This window comes from Streptomyces sp. NPDC096152 (assembly GCF_044763235.1).
Taxonomy (GTDB): domain Bacteria; phylum Actinomycetota; class Actinomycetes; order Streptomycetales; family Streptomycetaceae; genus Streptomyces.
The window spans coordinates 325,302-340,170 of record NZ_JBIWFW010000008.1; the positions used below are offsets into that span (position 1 = coordinate 325,302).

Below are 14,869 nucleotides of genomic sequence, written 5' to 3' on the forward strand. Positions count from 1 at the left end.
ATCCTCCGGGAGGCCCGGCAATCGATACGAAGGCATGACGCCCGGTGCCCGCCGCGCGCCTAGATTTGAGGTCAAGCGGCGGGTGCAGCACTCGTCCCCCGAGGTCAGACACCCGCCGCTGCCGAAGGACAACCGAAAGGTCGGGAGAGGGACCATGGCCCACACGGCACCGCGGGCACGGCTCCGCACGGAGGGACGCCGGGTGTACACCGCGTTCCGCCCCCGCCGTCAGGGCCCTCGCCACCCCCTGGTGGCGACGCTGATGGCCCTTCCCCTGGCGGTCCTGCTCCTGCTCGTCTTCGACGGGTGGGAGACGGTGACCACACAGGCGTCGTCCGTGGGCGTGATGCTGGGGCGCTGAGCGGCGACCCCAGGCCCGGAAGAGCGGTCCGGGCGGGGACATCCACCCATGAAACCCCGTGGGGACGGGGGTGCGGCGGACGGCACAAATGCCGGCGCAGCCGAACGGCTGCGCCGGCATTGCTTTTCCCCCGGGCCCCTCGCCCTCCGCCGGGCCCGTCCCCGTACGCTCACCCCCAGTGCCGACCACCCGGGGGGACCGTGACCGCAGACCTGCTGCCCGCCCTGACCGGCCGCGCGAGGGCCGCCGCCCACGCGCGCGCGGGCGACTGCGCCTGCGAGACGGCGGGCACCCTCGCCGACCGCCCGGACGGCACCGTCGTCCGCCACGCGGACACCGTCGCCAAGGCCCACGCCCCGGACGCCGACCGCGCCGAGCTGGCCGCGCGCCTGGCGGTGGCGGCCCGGCTGCCCGGGATCCTGCTGCCCCCGCTGTGCCCGGCCCCCGCCGACCTGCACGGCCGCCTCGTCACCTTCTGGCCCTACGGCGTCCCCGTCGACCCCGACGCCCCGGACGCCGCCCCCTGGGAAGCCGCCGCCACCCTCCTGGCCCGCCTCCACCGCAGCCCGCTCCCCGCCCCGGCCACCGTGCCCCCGGCGCGCGACCGGGGCGCGCCGGACGCCCGTCCCGTCACCCCGCCCCCGAGGAACGCCGGGCCTCCGGACGCCCGTTCCGTCACCGTGGCCGCGACGCGCCCCGGTGAGCCGGACTCCCGTTCCGTCACCCCGCCCGCGACGCGCGCCGGGGCCCCGGACGTCCGTCCCGCCACCGTCCCGCCGCCCATGCGCGGCCCCCTCAAGGCCGCCCGGGCGCGGGACCGTCTCCTCGCCGTGGCGCCCGGGCATCCCGCCGCGGCTCCCGTGCTGCGGGCCTGGGACACCCTCCCCGCCTGGGCCCGCGGCGAGGCGCCCATGCCGGACTCCGCCGTCCTCTGCCACGGCGACCTGCACCTCGGTCAGCTCGTGCGCCACCCCGCGCCCGACGGCCCCTGGCTGCTCATCGACGTCGACGACCTGGGCACCGGCGTACCGGCCTGGGACCTGGCCCGCCCGGCGGCCTGGTTCGCCTGCGGGCTGCTGCCGCCCGACGAGTGGACCCGCTTCCTGACCGCCTACCGGGCGGCCGGCGGCCCGGCCGTGCCGGCGGACGGCGATCCCTGGCCCGCTCTCGACGTACCCGCCCGGACGCTCACCGTCCAGACCGCGGCCCTCGCCGTCGTCCGGGCGACCGCGGCGGGCCGGCCGCTGGACGAGGTCGAGCGGGCCGTGGTGGACGCCTGTGACCGAATGATGGGCATCCCGGCGGAGTTGACCCACGGCGTGCCGAAGTAGGGTGCAACCGACCGCGGCCGGACAGAGTCTGTCCTGGCGACACCCGAAGCAGGACCGACCGGCGAGGAGTTGAGCCGACCATGCAGTGTCCGAAGTGCCATGCGCCGATGCACACGTACAACCGCAACGGCGTTCAGATCGAGCAGTGCAGCGGCTGTCGCGGCATCTTCCTCGACTACGGCGAGCTGGAGTCTCTGACCCGCCTGGAGTCGCAGTGGTCCCAGCCCGCGCCGCCGGCCCCGCCCGCCCCGCAGGCGTACCCCTCCGCCCCTGCCTGGGGCGCCCCGCACGGCGGCCACCACGGCGGCGGTCACGGTCACTACGGCCACCACCGCCACAAGAGCTTCGGCCACATGCTGTTCTCCAGCTGACCCGGCGGATGCTGTTCTCCGGCTGACCCCGGGGACGGGCGGCGGCCGCCTCCGCGGACAGCCCGCCGGCACCACGAGGAAGCCCCCGGCCGTACGAGACGGCCGGGGGCTTCGGTGCGTGGACGATACTGGGATTGAACCAGTGACCTCTTCCGTGTCAGGGAAGCGCTCTCCCGCTGAGCTAATCGTCCTCGGGACCGCGATCCGAGGATCACGGGCACTGCGTGCGCGATACTGGGATTGAACCAGTGACCTCTTCCGTGTCAGGGAAGCGCTCTCCCGCTGAGCTAATCGCGCGGAGGATCCGGGGATCCGGCGGACCCGCAGGTCCAGTGGACGATACTGGGATTGAACCAGTGACCTCTTCCGTGTCAGGGAAGCGCTCTCCCGCTGAGCTAATCGTCCTTGGAGGTGGAGACGGGATTTGAACCCGTGTAGACGGCTTTGCAGGCCGTTGCCTCGCCTCTCGGCCACTCCACCAGGAGCGCGGGGGACCGGGAGTCCCCTGCTTCCTTCGAGCGGACGACGAGGCTCGAACTCGCGACCTCAACCTTGGCAAGGTTGCGCTCTACCAACTGAGCTACGTCCGCCTGTCGTTTCGGTCCGCTTCCGCGGCCCGGCGACGTGTTGAACTCTAGCGGATTCCGGGGCCAGTACAAAAACGCGTTTGTGCAGCGTGCTGCGCTGCGTCCCCGGGAGGACCCGGGCGGGCACCCGGAGGGACACGCCCGGGTCGCCCGGCGGACACCCGCCATAGACTCGACTGCGTGCCCGACCTGCCTCCTCTCGCCCGCTTCGGCGACCGCGTCGCCACCGGCCTCCTCGACGTCACCGACGACCCCTCCGCCCTCGACTCCACCGGCTTCTGGGCCGTCGCCGCCGACTACGAGGGCCGGCTGACCTGCGCCCGCTTCCGGGACGTACGGGAGGAGCCGGTGCCCGGCCCCGTGCCGGGCCGGTGGCGGGGTCCGGCGGTGGGTGACTGGACGTCGTCCCTCGACCGCGCCGCGTACACGGCCGGGGTGCGGCGCATCCACGAGCACATCGCGTCCGGCGAGGTCTACCAGGCGAACCTCTGCCGGGTGCTGTCCGCGCCGGTCACCCCCGACGCCGACGTGGACGCCCTCACCGCCGTCCTGGCCCGCGGCAACCCGGCGCCGTACGCGGGAACGATACGGCTGCCGGAGCACGGCGTGGAGATAGCCACCGCCTCCCCCGAGCTGTTCCTGCGCCGCGACGGCCGGACCGTGGAGTCGGGCCCCATCAAGGGCACCGCCCCCACCGAGGCGGAACTGCTGGCGAAGGACTTCGCCGAGAACGTGATGATCGTGGACCTGGTCCGCAACGACATCGGGCGTGTCTGCGGCACCGGCACCGTCACCGTCCCCGACCTCTGCGCCGTCGAGAAGCACCCCGGCATGATCCACCTCGTCTCCACCGTCCGCGGCGAACTGCTCCCCGGCGCCGGCTGGCCGGAGCTGCTCGACGCCACCTTCCCGGCCGGCTCCATCACCGGAGCCCCCAAGTCCAGCGCCCTGCGGATCATCGACGCCCTGGAGACCGCGCCCCGCGGCCCCTACTGCGGCGGCATCGGCTGGGTCGACGCCGACCGGGGCACGGGCGAGCTGGCCGTGGGCATCCGCACCTTCTGGATCGACCGGACCGCCGACGGCGCCGCCCTGCTGCGCTTCGGCACCGGCGCCGGCATCACCTGGGACTCCGACCCCGAGGGGGAGTGGCGGGAGACCGAGCTGAAGGCGGCCCGGCTCCTCGCGGTAGCGTCGGGAGCCTACGAGGCCATCGGAGAGGGACTGCACACGTGAAGATCTGGCTCGACGGCGGGCTGCAGGACACCGAGACCGCCCGCGTCTCCGTCTTCGACCACGGGCTGACCGTGGGCGACGGCATCTTCGAGACGGTGAAGGCGGCCGACGGGAAGCCGTTCGCGCTCACCCGCCACCTGGACCGGCTGACCCGCTCGGCCCGCGGCCTGGGGCTGCCCGACCCCGACCACGACGAGGTCCGCCGCGCCTGCGCGGCCGTCCTCGCGGCCAACCCGATGCCGCTCGGCCGGCTGCGGATCACGTACACCGGCGGCCACGGCCCTCTCGGCTCCGACCGCGGCGACCACGGCCCCACCCTGGTGGTCGCCCTCGGCGAGACCGCCCGCCGCCCCGACACCACCGCCGTGATCACCGTGCCGTGGACCCGCAACGAACGGGGCGCGCTCACCGGCCTGAAGACCACCTCGTACGCGGAGAACGTCGTCGCCCTCTCCCGGGCCCACCAACAGGGCGCCTCCGAGGCGCTGTTCGCCAACACGGTCGGGCAGCTGTGCGAGGGCACCGGCTCCAACGTCTTCGTCGTCCTCGACGGCGAGATCCACACCCCGCCGCTCGCCTCCGGCTGCCTCGCCGGCATCACGCGCGAGCTGACGGTCGAGTGGACCGGGGCGAAGGAGACCGATCTGCCGCTGGACGTGCTGGAGCGTGCCGAGGAGATCTTCCTCACCTCCACCCTGCGGGACGTCCAGGCCGTGCGCCGGGTCGACGCCCGCGACCTGGGGGACGCGCCGGGGCCGGTGACCGCCAAGGCCATGCGGATCTTCCAGGAGCGGTCCGGGGACGACCTCGATCCGTAGCACCGCGTCGCACTCGCCCCGGAGCCGGAAAACAGGCTGACGCCCGCGGCCCCGGCGGGTAGAACACCCTTGATGACCACGACCCTGCGGCCGAGCGAGCCGCTTCAGCACCACGCCGACGGGACCCGTTCGCGCCGCTACCAGGTGTGCGTGAACAGCCGCCCCGTCGGCGTGATCCACCTGGCCACGTCGCCCTCCTTCGGCGACTCGGTGGCACGCATCGTCCACCTGCGCATCGAGGAACCCGACCGCCGGCGCGGCCGGGCCACCGTGGCCGCGCTCGCCGCGGAGGAGGTCGTCCGCGGCTGGGGCTGCCGCCAGATCGAGACCCTCGTCCGCGCCGACGCCCCGGCGGCCCTGCGGCTCACCCGGGCGCTCGGCTACGTGCAGCGCAACCGCGGCATGGCGAAGCAGCTCGGCGACGTGCCGCCCGACCTGCCCGCGGGCAGCCGCGCGCGCCCCATGACGGAGGCGGAGTTCACCGTCTGGCACGCGTACCAGGCCGAGCACTACGCCCGCACCTGGATCGAGCGGGGCGTGCCCGAGGCCGAGGCGTACGCCAAGTCGCGCCGCGACCACGAACAGCTCCTGCCGCGCGGCCTCGCCACCGAGGACACACTCCTCAGCGTCCTGGAGCACGACGGTGCGCGGGTGGGCGTCCTGTGGCTGGCGCTGCGCGACGACGAGGCGTTCGTGTTCGACGTGGAGGTGGACGCCGCCCACCGCGGCGAAGGCCACGGCCGTACGCTCATGCGGCTCGCGGAGACGCAGGCGATCGCCGCCGGGCGGCGCCGCCTCGGCCTCAACGTGTTCGCGGGCAACACCCCGGCCGAGCGGCTCTACGAGTCGCTCGGCTACGCGACGACGCGGTACGCCCTGTACAAGCCCCTGCTGTAGCCCGCCGCCGCAGCCCCCTGCGCGGGGACCGGGTCAGTGCTCCTGGCCGGCCAGGAGCCGGTCCACGATCTCCTCGACGCGCTCGCGCAGCCCCTCCTGGCTCTTGCCGCCGTCCAGGCGCTCGCCCCCGACCACGTACGTCGGTGTGCCGGTCACGCCGATCGCCTTGCCCTCGGCCTGGTCGGCGTCGACCATCAGGATGTGCCTGCCGTCGATGAGCGCGGTGTCGAACTCCTCGGCGTCCAGGCCCAGTTCGCGGGCCACCTCGACCAGGAAGGACTCACCCCGGCGGTCCAGCTCCTCGACCCGTTCGAGCACCGCCTCCACGTACGGCCACAGCCGCCCCTGCATCGCGGCCTCCTCGGCGGCCTGCCCGGCGGCGAAGGCGTACTTGTGCTTCTCCAGCGGGAAGTGCCGCAGCCGCAGCTCCAGCCGGTCGCCGTAGCGCTCGCGCAGGGCGCGCAGGTCGGCCAGCGCGGTGCGGCAGTCCGAACACTGGAGTTCGCACCAGACGTCGAGGACCGGGGCGGCGGTGCGTGCGGGGGAGGAGTCGCTCATGGTCCCAGTCTCCCAGCCCCGCGCCGGACCGCCCAATCCGGGATCACGCCTGGCCCGGCGGGGTCCCGCGCCCGTCGTACGGCCCACCCGGCCCCGGGGAGGAGGCGACCCGGAGATGTCCCTGATGTCCGCCCGGATCGTGGCACGGCGCCGCGGGCGGGGTGCAGGATGGAAGGGAGGAAACCGTCCTGACCGGTGAGCCCTGCCTGGAGGCCCGGATGATTGCCGAGACCGTCTGTTCCGCCGTCTCCGCGGCCGGCCTGGGCATCGCCGCGGTCACGGCGTACCGCAAGCGCTTCCTCGCGGCGGCCCGGATCGCCGCGTACTCCCTCGTCCCGGTCGGCCTGGTGATGACGGGCGTCGTGGCCTGGCTGGCCGACACCGCCTTCAGCCCCACCGCCTGGGCCGGCTTCGCCGTGCTCGGCGTCGCCTGGGCGCTCCTCCTGACCACCCGCGGGGTGGAGCGCCGCCGCGGCGGCACCCGCAAGGAGCGCAGGGCGGCGGCCCGGGCCGGGCGGCAGGAGGTGGCCGCGCCGGGGACGTCGGCCCCGGCCCTGCGCCCGGCCGACCGCCCCGCGGCCGCGCCCCGAGCCGAGGACGACTTCAGCGACATCGAGGCCATCCTGAAGAAGCACGGCATCTGACCGGAGCGCGGCCGGCGTGTGCCGCCCGGAACGGCTCGGGAGTCAGGGGTGGGCCGGGAAGTGCTCAGGACCTGACCCGAACCGAAACGAAGATCACGGAATCGGCGAACTCCCGGACGTTCCTCGCGTGTGGATCGCGCGGCAGTTGCCCGCTGCGTCATCATCGCCGCGAGATGGTGGACACGACACAGAGCGAGGCCGCGCCGCCGAAGGACGAGCCGCGCGGGTGCCTCTTCGCCCTTTCCCAGCCGCCGCTGATGATCTTCCTTGCGGTGATCGGGTGTCTGCTGCTCATGGCTTCGTTGCACGACCTGCTGTTGCTGTGAGCCGTACCGTGGGTCCTCGGCGTCACCCGCCGGGGACCACGACCACGAGCCCACCGCCGCTCCGGATGTCGGCCGCCGAGCCTTCGGGTGTCCGCAATCGCCGCTCCGGCGTCGGCCTGCGAGCCTTTCGGCGTCCGCCACGGGCGCACCGGTGTCGGCCAGTGCCGCGGACGCTCCGGCGTCGACCACGAACACCCCGGTTGTCAGCCCGCCGCCTCCTTGCGCCGTGCCCGGTACGCGGCCACGTGCAGCCGGTTGCCGCAGGTGCGGCTGTCGCAGTAGCGCCGCGAGCGGTTGCGGGAGAGATCGACGAAGGCGCGACGGCAGTCGGGTGCCTCGCAGCGCCGCAGACGCTCCCGCTCCCCGGCCACCACGAAGAACGCCAGCGCCATGCCGCAGTCGGCGGCCAGGTGGTCGGCGACGGACGCGCCGGGGGCGAAGTAGTGCACATGCCAGTCGTAGCCGTCGTGGTCCGTCAGCCGGGGCGTGGTGCCCGCGGCGGCGACCAGCTCGTTGATCATCCCGGCGGCCGTCCGGCTGTCCGGGGCGGCGAAGATCCCGGCGAAGCGTCCGCGGATCCTGCGCACCGCCGAGAGGTCGAACTCCGACAGCACCCCGACGTCGCTCATCCGGTGCGACCGCACGAACTCCTCGAGTGCCGTGACGTCGGACAGCCCGTCCGGCGCCGTGTCCTCCTCCGGTGCGGTGTTCACCAGATCGACCACGGTGTCGAGCGCGCACCGGGTGTCGTGGGTGATCAGCACGTTTCGCTCCCTGGCCCTGGGGATCGGGCACACACGCCCGCCGATGCTGGCCGATGGTAGTGGCTCGGCCCGCCGGCCGACCCGGCCTCACCACGCACCAGCGTCCGTCGATGACAACGCCGTGGCGCGGTCCGGGGTTCCCACGGCCGTCGCCGCCGGCCCTCACCCTGCGTGACGGGCACCCTCGGCCGGTGCGTCCGGAGGGCATCTCTGCACTGCGCGCACATCGCTCCACGCACACCGGCACCGTCCCCTGGCTGGGAACGGTGCCGCTGCATCCCGTATGCGGTTGTCCTGGCCCGAGCCGTCTCCCCGAGTGGACGGCGCCGGGCAGCTTGAGGCCCTGGAAAAATCCGGGGCTAGCTTTCCGCGAGGATGTGCGAGAGCTCCTGATCCAGATCGAAATGTCGATGTTCCGTGCCGGGGGGCACGGCGGCGTCGGTTCGCTTCAGGAAGGACTCCAGGGCTCGCGCCGGGGCCTCCAGCAGGGCTTCGCCCTCCGGTGAGCTCAGGGCGATGCACACGACGCCCTGGCCATGACTGCGCGACGGCCAGACACGGACGTCGCCGGTCCCGGTGGGACGGTGAAGCCCTTCGGCGAGGAGGTCGCGGGCGAACACCCACTCGACGGTCTCCTCGGCTCCGGTGTGGAAGGTGGCGTGCACGGCGTAGGGGTCGGCCGTGTCGTACCGCAGGCCTGCGGGGACAGGCAGGGATGACTCGCTCGACACAACGAGGCGCAGGTGCAGCTCGCAGCTGACCGTGGTGTTCATAAGCGCCGGGGCCTTTCGCTCAGTGTGCGCTCGGGGATTCGCACGTCGGCGAAATCGACATGCCACCTACGGTGCCGTTGTAAACCCCTCTGAGTGTTTTGCCTGCCTTTACGTAACTCTTCCGGCCGAGAACCTGTTCGCGAGGTACCACCATTCCGGTGACTCGAATCTCTCGGGTAGGGTCGGGCTGTATGAATACGGGGAGTGACGGGTCTGGCGAGGTCGCCGTGACGTCGGACGAGACGAGGGCGGACGAGGCGCGGGACCGGCAGGGCCTCGGGTCGCGCGCGCCGCGCTTCATCCGGTCACGCCGCGCGCTGCACGTGAGCTGGCAGGTCGGGGTCTTCGTCGTCGGGCTGGCGGTCGTCGGCGCCGGCGTCGTCATGCTCCCGCTGCCCGGACCGGGCTGGGTCGTGATCTTCGGCGGTATGGCGATCTGGGCGACCGAGTTCGTCTGGGCCCAGCTCGTGCTCCGCTGGACCAAGCGCAAGGTCACCGAGGCCGCCCAGCGGGCCCTCGATCCCAGGGTGCGCCGCCGCAACATCGTCCTCACCGTGACCGGGCTGTTGATCATCGCCGTCCTGGTGGGCGTCTACGTGTGGAAATTCGGCCTTCAGTCGCCCTGGAGCATAAAGAACCAGTGATCCGGGACGCCCGGGCCGGCCCGCGCGGACCGGGCCGCTCCGGCCCGTCGGAGCCCGCCCTCCGGCTGCTCCCCGGCCCGTGGTCGCCCCGTGGTCGCCCGCTGGTCCCGGCCACCCCCTGACATGGGGTAATGTTCTTCCTGCGTCCGGGCGATTAGCTCAGTGGGAGAGCGCTTCGTTCACACCGAAGAGGTCACTGGTTCGAAACCAGTATCGCCCACCCGGCACGGCGGCCCGTCTGCGATTCGGCAGACGGGCCGCCGTCGTGTGTCCGCCGTGTCCGTGCGATACGAGTCCCACCGGCCGCGCCCCGGCTCCCTCCTGCCGCCGTCCGCGACACCGGGCGATCCGGGAGCGCGGTGGCGAAAGCGGTTCCACGTTCCGGACGGTGACGATCCGTTACTCGCGACGGGACGTACAAGAACGCGCGAAGAGGATCAATAGGATCAAGGCGAGGCGGACTTTCGGGACTGTGGCTCTTTCCGGAAGAAGTTCCGAAGGCGGGTGTCCGGCGGAAATCCCCGGTACGTATTCCAAAACACCGTCACTTTTATTCGCCCTGTGTCGCGCACGGCCCGCCGTCACTCGGCACCGGCCCGCCGTCACTCGGCGCCGGCGGGCCGATGACCTTCCACAGGGCCGGGCGGCTGAAGGGGATGCGCAGGTCCACCGCCGCCTGCCGCAACGGAGCCAGGTCGGCCGGAGCGGCGGCCGCGCGGCTAGTGCATCCTCCCCAGCAGGTCCCGCACCCGGCGGACGTCCCGCAGCCGCTGCTCGTAGGTGGCCCCGACGGCGAGCAGCAGCAGCCCGGCGAGGGCGGGCGGCACCCAGCGCGGCAGGGCGTCGGTGACCTGGACGAGGTAGGGGGCGAGCTCGTGCAGGGCGTCCAGGGCGAGCACCGCGCCGCCGAGCAGGAGGGGTGCCCGCAGCCGGTGCCGGGCGCCGAGCAGGGTGAGCAGCAGCGCCGCCGCTCCCAGCAGCAGGGGGCGCGGCCAGTGCGGGTCGGACCAGGCGGCGCCGAGGCTCGGCAGCAGCCCGGTGGCGAGCCCGGGGCCGTACGCGGTCCAGGACGACGTCAGCGGATCGCGGCGCCTGCGCAGCACGCCGACCACCAGCGCCGGGACGGCCACCGGCAGCGTGTACGCCTCCGGGGTCCCCACGCCCCAGGACGCCAGCCGCACCCAGCCGGCCAGCACGAACAGCGCGGCCGCCGCGTAGCCCGCCTGCCTCCGGTCCGGCCGGACCGCCGTGCCCGCGGCGATCACACCGCACAGGGCGAGCACCAGCGCCAGCATCGGCGGGTCCGTGACCGCCAGGCCGACGCCGACCAGGGCCGAGGCGGCGCCCGTCACCTCGACCGCGTACCGGGCGGCGCCGGTGACGCGCGGCGCGACCAGCGCGCCGGCGGCCGGCGCGGCGAGCACCAGCAGCGCGGTGTGCTGCGGCTGCCAGTCGAGGCTGGCGCCGACCGCGCAGGCGAGGGCGGTGGCGTACCCACCGGCGGCGGCAGCCGGCGCGGGACGGCGCGGGACGGCCGCGAACAGCGCGGTGAGGAACGCGAGCACCACCAGCGTGGCCGCCTCGGAGGCGAGCGCGAGGAGCGCGAGACCGGCGGAGGTGACCAGCGCGAGGACGGTGGCGGTGACGGGGATGAGGAGAGGGGAGGGGAAGGGCGCGGTGGGAGTGGTGGGCGCGTGGGGTCCGTGAGGGGCGCGAGGTGCCTGGGACGTCGGGTCGGACGGTGCGGTCGGCCCGCCGACGGTGATGGGCGTGGCGGTCGCGGGCGGTCCGGCGGACGAGGAGGATCCGGCGGACGAGGACGGTCCGGTGGCCGTTGTGGCTGCCGGGGTCCGCGTCACGCCGTGGGCCAGGAGCACCAGCCCCGCCGTCGCCACACCCTCGGTCACCAGGCCCACCGCGTACGGCAGTTCCAGCGCCGCGGGCAGGACCAGGGCCGCCGCCCAGGCGAGCGGCAGGGCACCGGCGAGCGCGCGCGGGCGCCAGGCCGGGTCGCGGACGGTCACCGCCAGGAACCCGGCGACCACCGCGAGGACCAGCGGAGCGGTGACCGCGTGCGGCGGCCACGGCAGGTCGGCCGTCACCGCGGCACGGACGTCGTCCGGCGCCCCGGACCACGCCCGCGTGGCCCAGCCGACCGGCCCGAGCAGGACCACGACGACGGCCGGCAGCGCCCACAGCACCGCGAGGCCCTGAACGACGGCCGAGGCCCGGGCCAGGCCCTGCCGCACCGCCTCCGGCAGCCGGCCCGTCCGGGCCACCGCCGGCAGGGCGACGCCCCAGGCCAGATGGACCGGCACGGTCCACGTGCCCGGCAGCACCGCGTGCGGCACGCTGCCCAGCGCGGCGACCGTGAGCAGCCCGGCGCCGAGGGCGGCGCCGGTGGCGGCCTTCGGCGCGGGGAGCCGCCCGGCGGTGGCCAGGGCGATGCCCGCGGCGAGCAGGAGGAGCGCCGCGCCCCGGACGGCGTCGGCCGGACCGGCGGCCGTCCACGCCAGCAGGCCGGCCGCGAGCGCGCCCCAGCCGCCCAGCGCGCACGCGCCGACTGCGGCGGTCACCCGCAGGTACCCCGTGCGTGCCCGCAGGGCGAGGACGGTGTCGAACCCGCCGGTCAGCAGGAGCGCGGTGGTGATGCCCCACGGGCCCGTGGCGGCGGCGACCGCCCAGAGCAGCAGCGGCAGTTGGGCCGCGCCGAGCGCGGCGGGCAGCGGCAGCCGCAGCCCGGCCGGCCCCACCGGCGCGCCGGCCTCCGCCGGGCGCGGGCTCCGCGGGTCCGCCGGCGAAGGTTCCGCCGGCCGCGGCGGCCGTACCGTCCGCAGCAGGTGCCCGTACGCCGCCCACACGGCCGCGAGCAGCGCCGACGCCACCGCCGCGTAGCCCGTGCCGTCGGTGTCCGCGAACACCGTCTCGTGCAGCGCGTAGACGTCGAGGACGGTCAGGGCGAGCCCCAGACCGGCCAGGGACTCGGCCGTGGACGTCAGTCCCCGCCGCAGCAGCGGCACCGGCGCCGCGAGGGCGCCCAGGGTGACCGCGCCGAGTACCAGGCCCCGCCCCGCGATGCCCAGATGTCCCCAGCCGACCAGCGTGAACGCCATCGCCGCGACGGTCAGCAGGACACCGCCGAGCACCAGCAGTACGTTCTGCACGCGCGGTGCGGTGGTGTCCTTGGCGGGCTTGACGGCGGCCGCCGCCATCCGGGGCAACGGCGGCGCGGGCGGCGCCGGGTGCTGTCGCAGCACGGCGATCAGCCAGCCGCGACGGGCCAGCAACTGGGCGCGGCGGGCGTCCAGTCGGCCCAGCTCGGCGTCGACGAGCCGCAACTCCTCGGCGGGGGGCGGAAAGTGCGTCATGCCTCGGAGTGTGACGCCGGTCATGGTCCCGGGCATGAGCGCGCGTACTCAGGCGGCGTACTCAGATGCGCTGCCACACTCTCCCCGTGGACCTGCACCGTTACCGTTTCCGCAGCCTCTGGCCCCTCAGCGCGCCGCCCGCCGCCGTGTACGCGGAGCTGGAGCGGGTCGAGGACTATCCGCGCTGGTGGCCCCAGGTGCGCGAGGTCGCACGGGTCGACGGCACGACGGCCGTGCTGAGGATCCGCTCCCTCCTCCCGTACGACCTGACCGTCACCGTCCGCGAGGCCCGGCGCGACCCGCGGGCCGGCGTGCTGGAGACCGCTATGACCGGCGATCTCGACGGCTGGGCCCGCTGGACCGTCACCGCCCACGGCTCCGGCACCCTGGCCCGCTACGACCAGCTCGTCTACGTGAACAAACCGCTGCTCAGGCGCCTCGCCGTACCCGGACGGCCGGTTTTCCGGCTCAACCACCGGCTGATGATGCGCGCCGGACGGCGCGGACTCGCCCTCCGGCTGGCAGCGGTTTGAAGGAAGCCCGCACGGGCCTGTATGGTTCAGTGCGTTCCCGGGCGATTAGCTCAGTGGGAGAGCGCTTCGTTCACACCGAAGAGGTCACTGGTTCGAACCCAGTATCGCCCACCGGGAAAGGCCGGTCCGCACCAGCGGACCGGCTTTTTGCATGCCCCCGGCACGGCTACGCTGCCGCCGGCAGCTCCGGGCGCAGCGGCCAGGACGGATCCACCGACTCCTCCGAGCCGCTGCGCGCGAACCACGCCTGCAGGCCGCGGGCCTGGGCCGCGTGCCACCCGGTCTGGAGGGTGTGCAGCTCGCCCGGGGTCAGGCGCTCCAGCCGGGCCGAGAAGCGGCGGCCGAGCGCGCGGACGACGTCCAGCGCGGCCAGCGCGTCCGCCGCCGCGTCGTGCGCGTCCTCCAGCGCGACCTCGTAGTGCGCGCACAGGTCGGTGAGCGTACGGCGGCCCTTGCGGTAGCGGTCGAGATGCTTGTCGAGGACCCGCGGATCGAGCACGTGCAGCGGCGACGCCTCGAGCCGGCGGGCGAGCGAGGAGGCCCGGTGCCGCCGCAACTCCCGGTCCAGCAGCGTCAGATCGAACGGCGCGTTCATCACCACCAGCGGACGGCCGCGCGCCGCGTGCTCCGCCAGCTCCTCGGCTATCTCGTGCATCACCGGCGCCGGCCAGCGGCCGTTGCGCTGGAGGTGCTCCTCCGTCAGCCCGTGCACCGCCGTCGCCGCCTCGGGCACCGGCACCCCCGGGTTCACCAGCCAGCGCGCCACCCGCGGCCGGCAGCCCGGGGCGTCCTGGACGACGACGGCGGCCGACACGATGCGGTCGGTCTCGACGTCGACGCCGGTGGTCTCCGTGTCGAACGCGGCCAGCGGGCCCTCGTACCAGCACGTCATACGTCCCCAACTCCTCCCGCACTCCCGGCAGCTGACGTCCCGTCTTCTGCCCGTTTGGTGATACCCGGGCTGTTTGCGTCGTACGCCGGATGGAGACAACAGGAGTACGGGTCTTTGCAGTTCAGAGGCCCGCAGCGGGGATTTCTTCGGCGTGGAAGGCTGTTCGTCATGGCGATTGCGCAGCCCGAGCGGGGCGGGCTGCTGCCCGAACGTGCGGGCCCCCTTCGCGGCACACTCGCCACCACCGCGTGCATGGAGACACTGCAGGTGGGCTATCTGCACGCGGTGGCCGCGGCGGCCGGCTGCTCGCTGTCGCAGCCCTTCCCGGACAACGGCATCGACTGGCACGTCAGCCACAGCGCCCCCGGGCACACCGTCGACGACGAGGTGACCATCAAGGTGCAGCTGAAGTGCACGTACCAGATCGCGCCGAACCCCCCGGGCCGCTTCTTCTCCTTCACGCTCGACAACGGCCACCTGGCCAAGCTCGCCCGCACCCCGGTCACGGTGCACAAGATCCTGGTCGTGATGATCGTCCCGCGCTCGCAGGAGCAGTGGCTGCGGGCCGGGCACGACCGGCTCGACCTCAGGCACTGCTGCTACTGGGTCAACCTGGCCGGCCACCCCATCACCGGCCGGCACCGCACCACCGTGCGGATACCGACCTCGCGCATCTTCGACGACCGGGCGCTCTGCGAGATCATGACGCGGGTCGGGACGGGAGGCAGACCGTGACGCTCCGGCCACTCGAGGGGCCGGGAGGCCG

16 protein-coding genes and 7 tRNA genes are annotated in these 14,869 nt (G+C 74.0%); 13 read left to right on the forward strand and 10 right to left on the reverse strand.

Annotated features, from left to right (window positions below; genetic code table 11):
* Positions 1–154 precede the first annotated feature (154 nt).
* From ACIQ9G_RS27325 to ACIQ9G_RS27335, 3 genes are all read left to right on the forward strand, one after another.
* Entirely contained in the window at positions 155–361 is a 207-nt protein-coding gene (locus ACIQ9G_RS27325) for a hypothetical protein (protein ID WP_403614483.1), read from the forward strand.
* A gap of 200 nt (positions 362–561) precedes the next feature.
* Positions 562–1,692 carry a phosphotransferase gene (locus tag ACIQ9G_RS27330; protein WP_403614485.1) on the forward strand — a complete coding sequence of 377 codons (1,131 nt, stop codon included), beginning with the start codon at positions 562–564 and terminating at the stop codon, positions 1,690–1,692.
* 80 nt (positions 1,693–1,772) lie between these two features.
* Positions 1,773–2,063 carry a zf-TFIIB domain-containing protein gene (locus ACIQ9G_RS27335; protein ID WP_356185352.1) on the forward strand — a complete coding sequence of 97 codons (291 nt, stop codon included), beginning with the start codon at positions 1,773–1,775 and terminating at the stop codon, positions 2,061–2,063.
* A gap of 119 nt (positions 2,064–2,182) precedes the next feature.
* Here the strand turns inward: ACIQ9G_RS27335 and ACIQ9G_RS27340 are convergent.
* From ACIQ9G_RS27340 to ACIQ9G_RS27360, 5 genes are all read right to left on the reverse strand, one after another.
* Positions 2,183–2,254: transfer RNA gene (locus ACIQ9G_RS27340), tRNA-Val, on the reverse strand.
* 34 nt (positions 2,255–2,288) lie between these two features.
* Positions 2,289–2,360 (reverse strand) — tRNA-Val (locus ACIQ9G_RS27345).
* Between the two features lie 36 nt (positions 2,361–2,396).
* Positions 2,397–2,468: transfer RNA gene (locus ACIQ9G_RS27350), tRNA-Val, on the reverse strand.
* Position 2,469: 1 nt separating this feature from the next.
* Positions 2,470–2,543 (reverse strand) — tRNA-Cys (locus ACIQ9G_RS27355).
* Positions 2,544–2,580: 37 nt separating this feature from the next.
* A tRNA-Gly gene (locus ACIQ9G_RS27360) sits at positions 2,581–2,653 on the reverse strand.
* 177 nt (positions 2,654–2,830) lie between these two features.
* Between ACIQ9G_RS27360 and ACIQ9G_RS27365 the strand changes: the two genes are divergently transcribed.
* The 3 genes from ACIQ9G_RS27365 to ACIQ9G_RS27375 all read left to right on the forward strand — a co-directional run bounded on the left by ACIQ9G_RS27365 (position 2,831) and on the right by ACIQ9G_RS27375 (position 5,601).
* Positions 2,831–3,886 carry a chorismate-binding protein gene (locus tag ACIQ9G_RS27365; protein ID WP_403614487.1) on the forward strand — a complete coding sequence of 352 codons (1,056 nt, stop codon included), beginning with the start codon at positions 2,831–2,833 and terminating at the stop codon, positions 3,884–3,886.
* Positions 3,883–4,704, forward strand: coding sequence for an aminotransferase class IV (locus ACIQ9G_RS27370; protein WP_403614489.1), 822 nt, complete (start codon positions 3,883–3,885; stop codon positions 4,702–4,704). Before ACIQ9G_RS27365 ends, ACIQ9G_RS27370 begins: the two co-directional genes overlap by 4 nt.
* 72 nt (positions 4,705–4,776) lie before the next feature.
* Positions 4,777–5,601 carry a GNAT family N-acetyltransferase gene (locus tag ACIQ9G_RS27375; RefSeq protein ID WP_403614492.1) on the forward strand — a complete coding sequence of 275 codons (825 nt, stop codon included), beginning with the start codon at positions 4,777–4,779 and terminating at the stop codon, positions 5,599–5,601.
* A gap of 33 nt (positions 5,602–5,634) precedes the next feature.
* On the opposite strand, the gene ACIQ9G_RS27380 is transcribed toward ACIQ9G_RS27375, so the two are convergent.
* Positions 5,635–6,159 carry a DsbA family protein gene (locus ACIQ9G_RS27380; RefSeq protein WP_403614495.1) on the reverse strand — a complete coding sequence of 175 codons (525 nt, stop codon included), beginning with the start codon at positions 6,157–6,159 and terminating at the stop codon, positions 5,635–5,637.
* 218 nt (positions 6,160–6,377) lie between these two features.
* Here ACIQ9G_RS27380 and ACIQ9G_RS27385 point away from each other — a divergent pair, with 218 nt between their 5' ends.
* Positions 6,378–6,803, forward strand: coding sequence for a hypothetical protein (locus ACIQ9G_RS27385; protein ID WP_403614497.1), 426 nt, complete (start codon positions 6,378–6,380; stop codon positions 6,801–6,803).
* 173 nt (positions 6,804–6,976) lie between these two features.
* A complete protein-coding gene (locus tag ACIQ9G_RS27390; RefSeq protein ID WP_356185338.1) occupies positions 6,977–7,129 on the forward strand; it encodes a hypothetical protein in 153 nt (50 codons plus the stop codon).
* A gap of 203 nt (positions 7,130–7,332) precedes the next feature.
* On the opposite strand, the gene ACIQ9G_RS27395 is transcribed toward ACIQ9G_RS27390, so the two are convergent.
* Both ACIQ9G_RS27395 and ACIQ9G_RS27400 read right to left on the reverse strand, forming a co-directional pair.
* Positions 7,333–7,893: a CGNR zinc finger domain-containing protein gene (locus ACIQ9G_RS27395; RefSeq protein ID WP_403614501.1), complete on the reverse strand. Its 561-nt coding sequence runs from the start codon at positions 7,891–7,893 to the stop codon at positions 7,333–7,335.
* Positions 7,894–8,252: 359 nt separating this feature from the next.
* Positions 8,253–8,666 carry an SsgA family sporulation/cell division regulator gene (locus ACIQ9G_RS27400; RefSeq protein ID WP_004002642.1) on the reverse strand — a complete coding sequence of 138 codons (414 nt, stop codon included), beginning with the start codon at positions 8,664–8,666 and terminating at the stop codon, positions 8,253–8,255.
* 191 nt (positions 8,667–8,857) lie between these two features.
* Between ACIQ9G_RS27400 and ACIQ9G_RS27405 the strand changes: the two genes are divergently transcribed.
* Both ACIQ9G_RS27405 and ACIQ9G_RS27410 read left to right on the forward strand, forming a co-directional pair.
* Complete coding sequence (locus tag ACIQ9G_RS27405; RefSeq protein ID WP_403614504.1) at positions 8,858–9,310, forward strand: TIGR02611 family protein; 453 nt, start codon at positions 8,858–8,860, stop codon at positions 9,308–9,310.
* Between the two features lie 148 nt (positions 9,311–9,458).
* Positions 9,459–9,530: transfer RNA gene (locus tag ACIQ9G_RS27410), tRNA-Val, on the forward strand.
* 499 nt (positions 9,531–10,029) lie between these two features.
* Here ACIQ9G_RS27410 and ACIQ9G_RS27415 read toward each other — a convergent pair.
* Entirely contained in the window at positions 10,030–12,678 is a 2,649-nt protein-coding gene (locus ACIQ9G_RS27415; RefSeq protein WP_403614507.1) for an SCO7613 C-terminal domain-containing membrane protein, read from the reverse strand.
* 86 nt (positions 12,679–12,764) lie between these two features.
* Here ACIQ9G_RS27415 and ACIQ9G_RS27420 point away from each other — a divergent pair, with 86 nt between their 5' ends.
* Both ACIQ9G_RS27420 and ACIQ9G_RS27425 read left to right on the forward strand, forming a co-directional pair.
* Entirely contained in the window at positions 12,765–13,211 is a 447-nt protein-coding gene (locus ACIQ9G_RS27420; protein WP_403614510.1) for an SRPBCC family protein, read from the forward strand.
* A 39-nt stretch (positions 13,212–13,250) separates the two neighbouring features.
* Positions 13,251–13,322 (forward strand) — tRNA-Val (locus ACIQ9G_RS27425).
* Positions 13,323–13,377: 55 nt separating this feature from the next.
* Here ACIQ9G_RS27425 and ACIQ9G_RS27430 read toward each other — a convergent pair.
* Entirely contained in the window at positions 13,378–14,103 is a 726-nt protein-coding gene (locus ACIQ9G_RS27430; protein WP_403614512.1) for a 3'-5' exonuclease, read from the reverse strand.
* 168 nt (positions 14,104–14,271) lie between these two features.
* Between ACIQ9G_RS27430 and ACIQ9G_RS27435 the strand changes: the two genes are divergently transcribed.
* Positions 14,272–14,838, forward strand: coding sequence for a DUF4365 domain-containing protein (locus ACIQ9G_RS27435; RefSeq protein ID WP_403614514.1), 567 nt, complete (start codon positions 14,272–14,274; stop codon positions 14,836–14,838).
* Positions 14,839–14,869 lie beyond the last annotated feature (31 nt).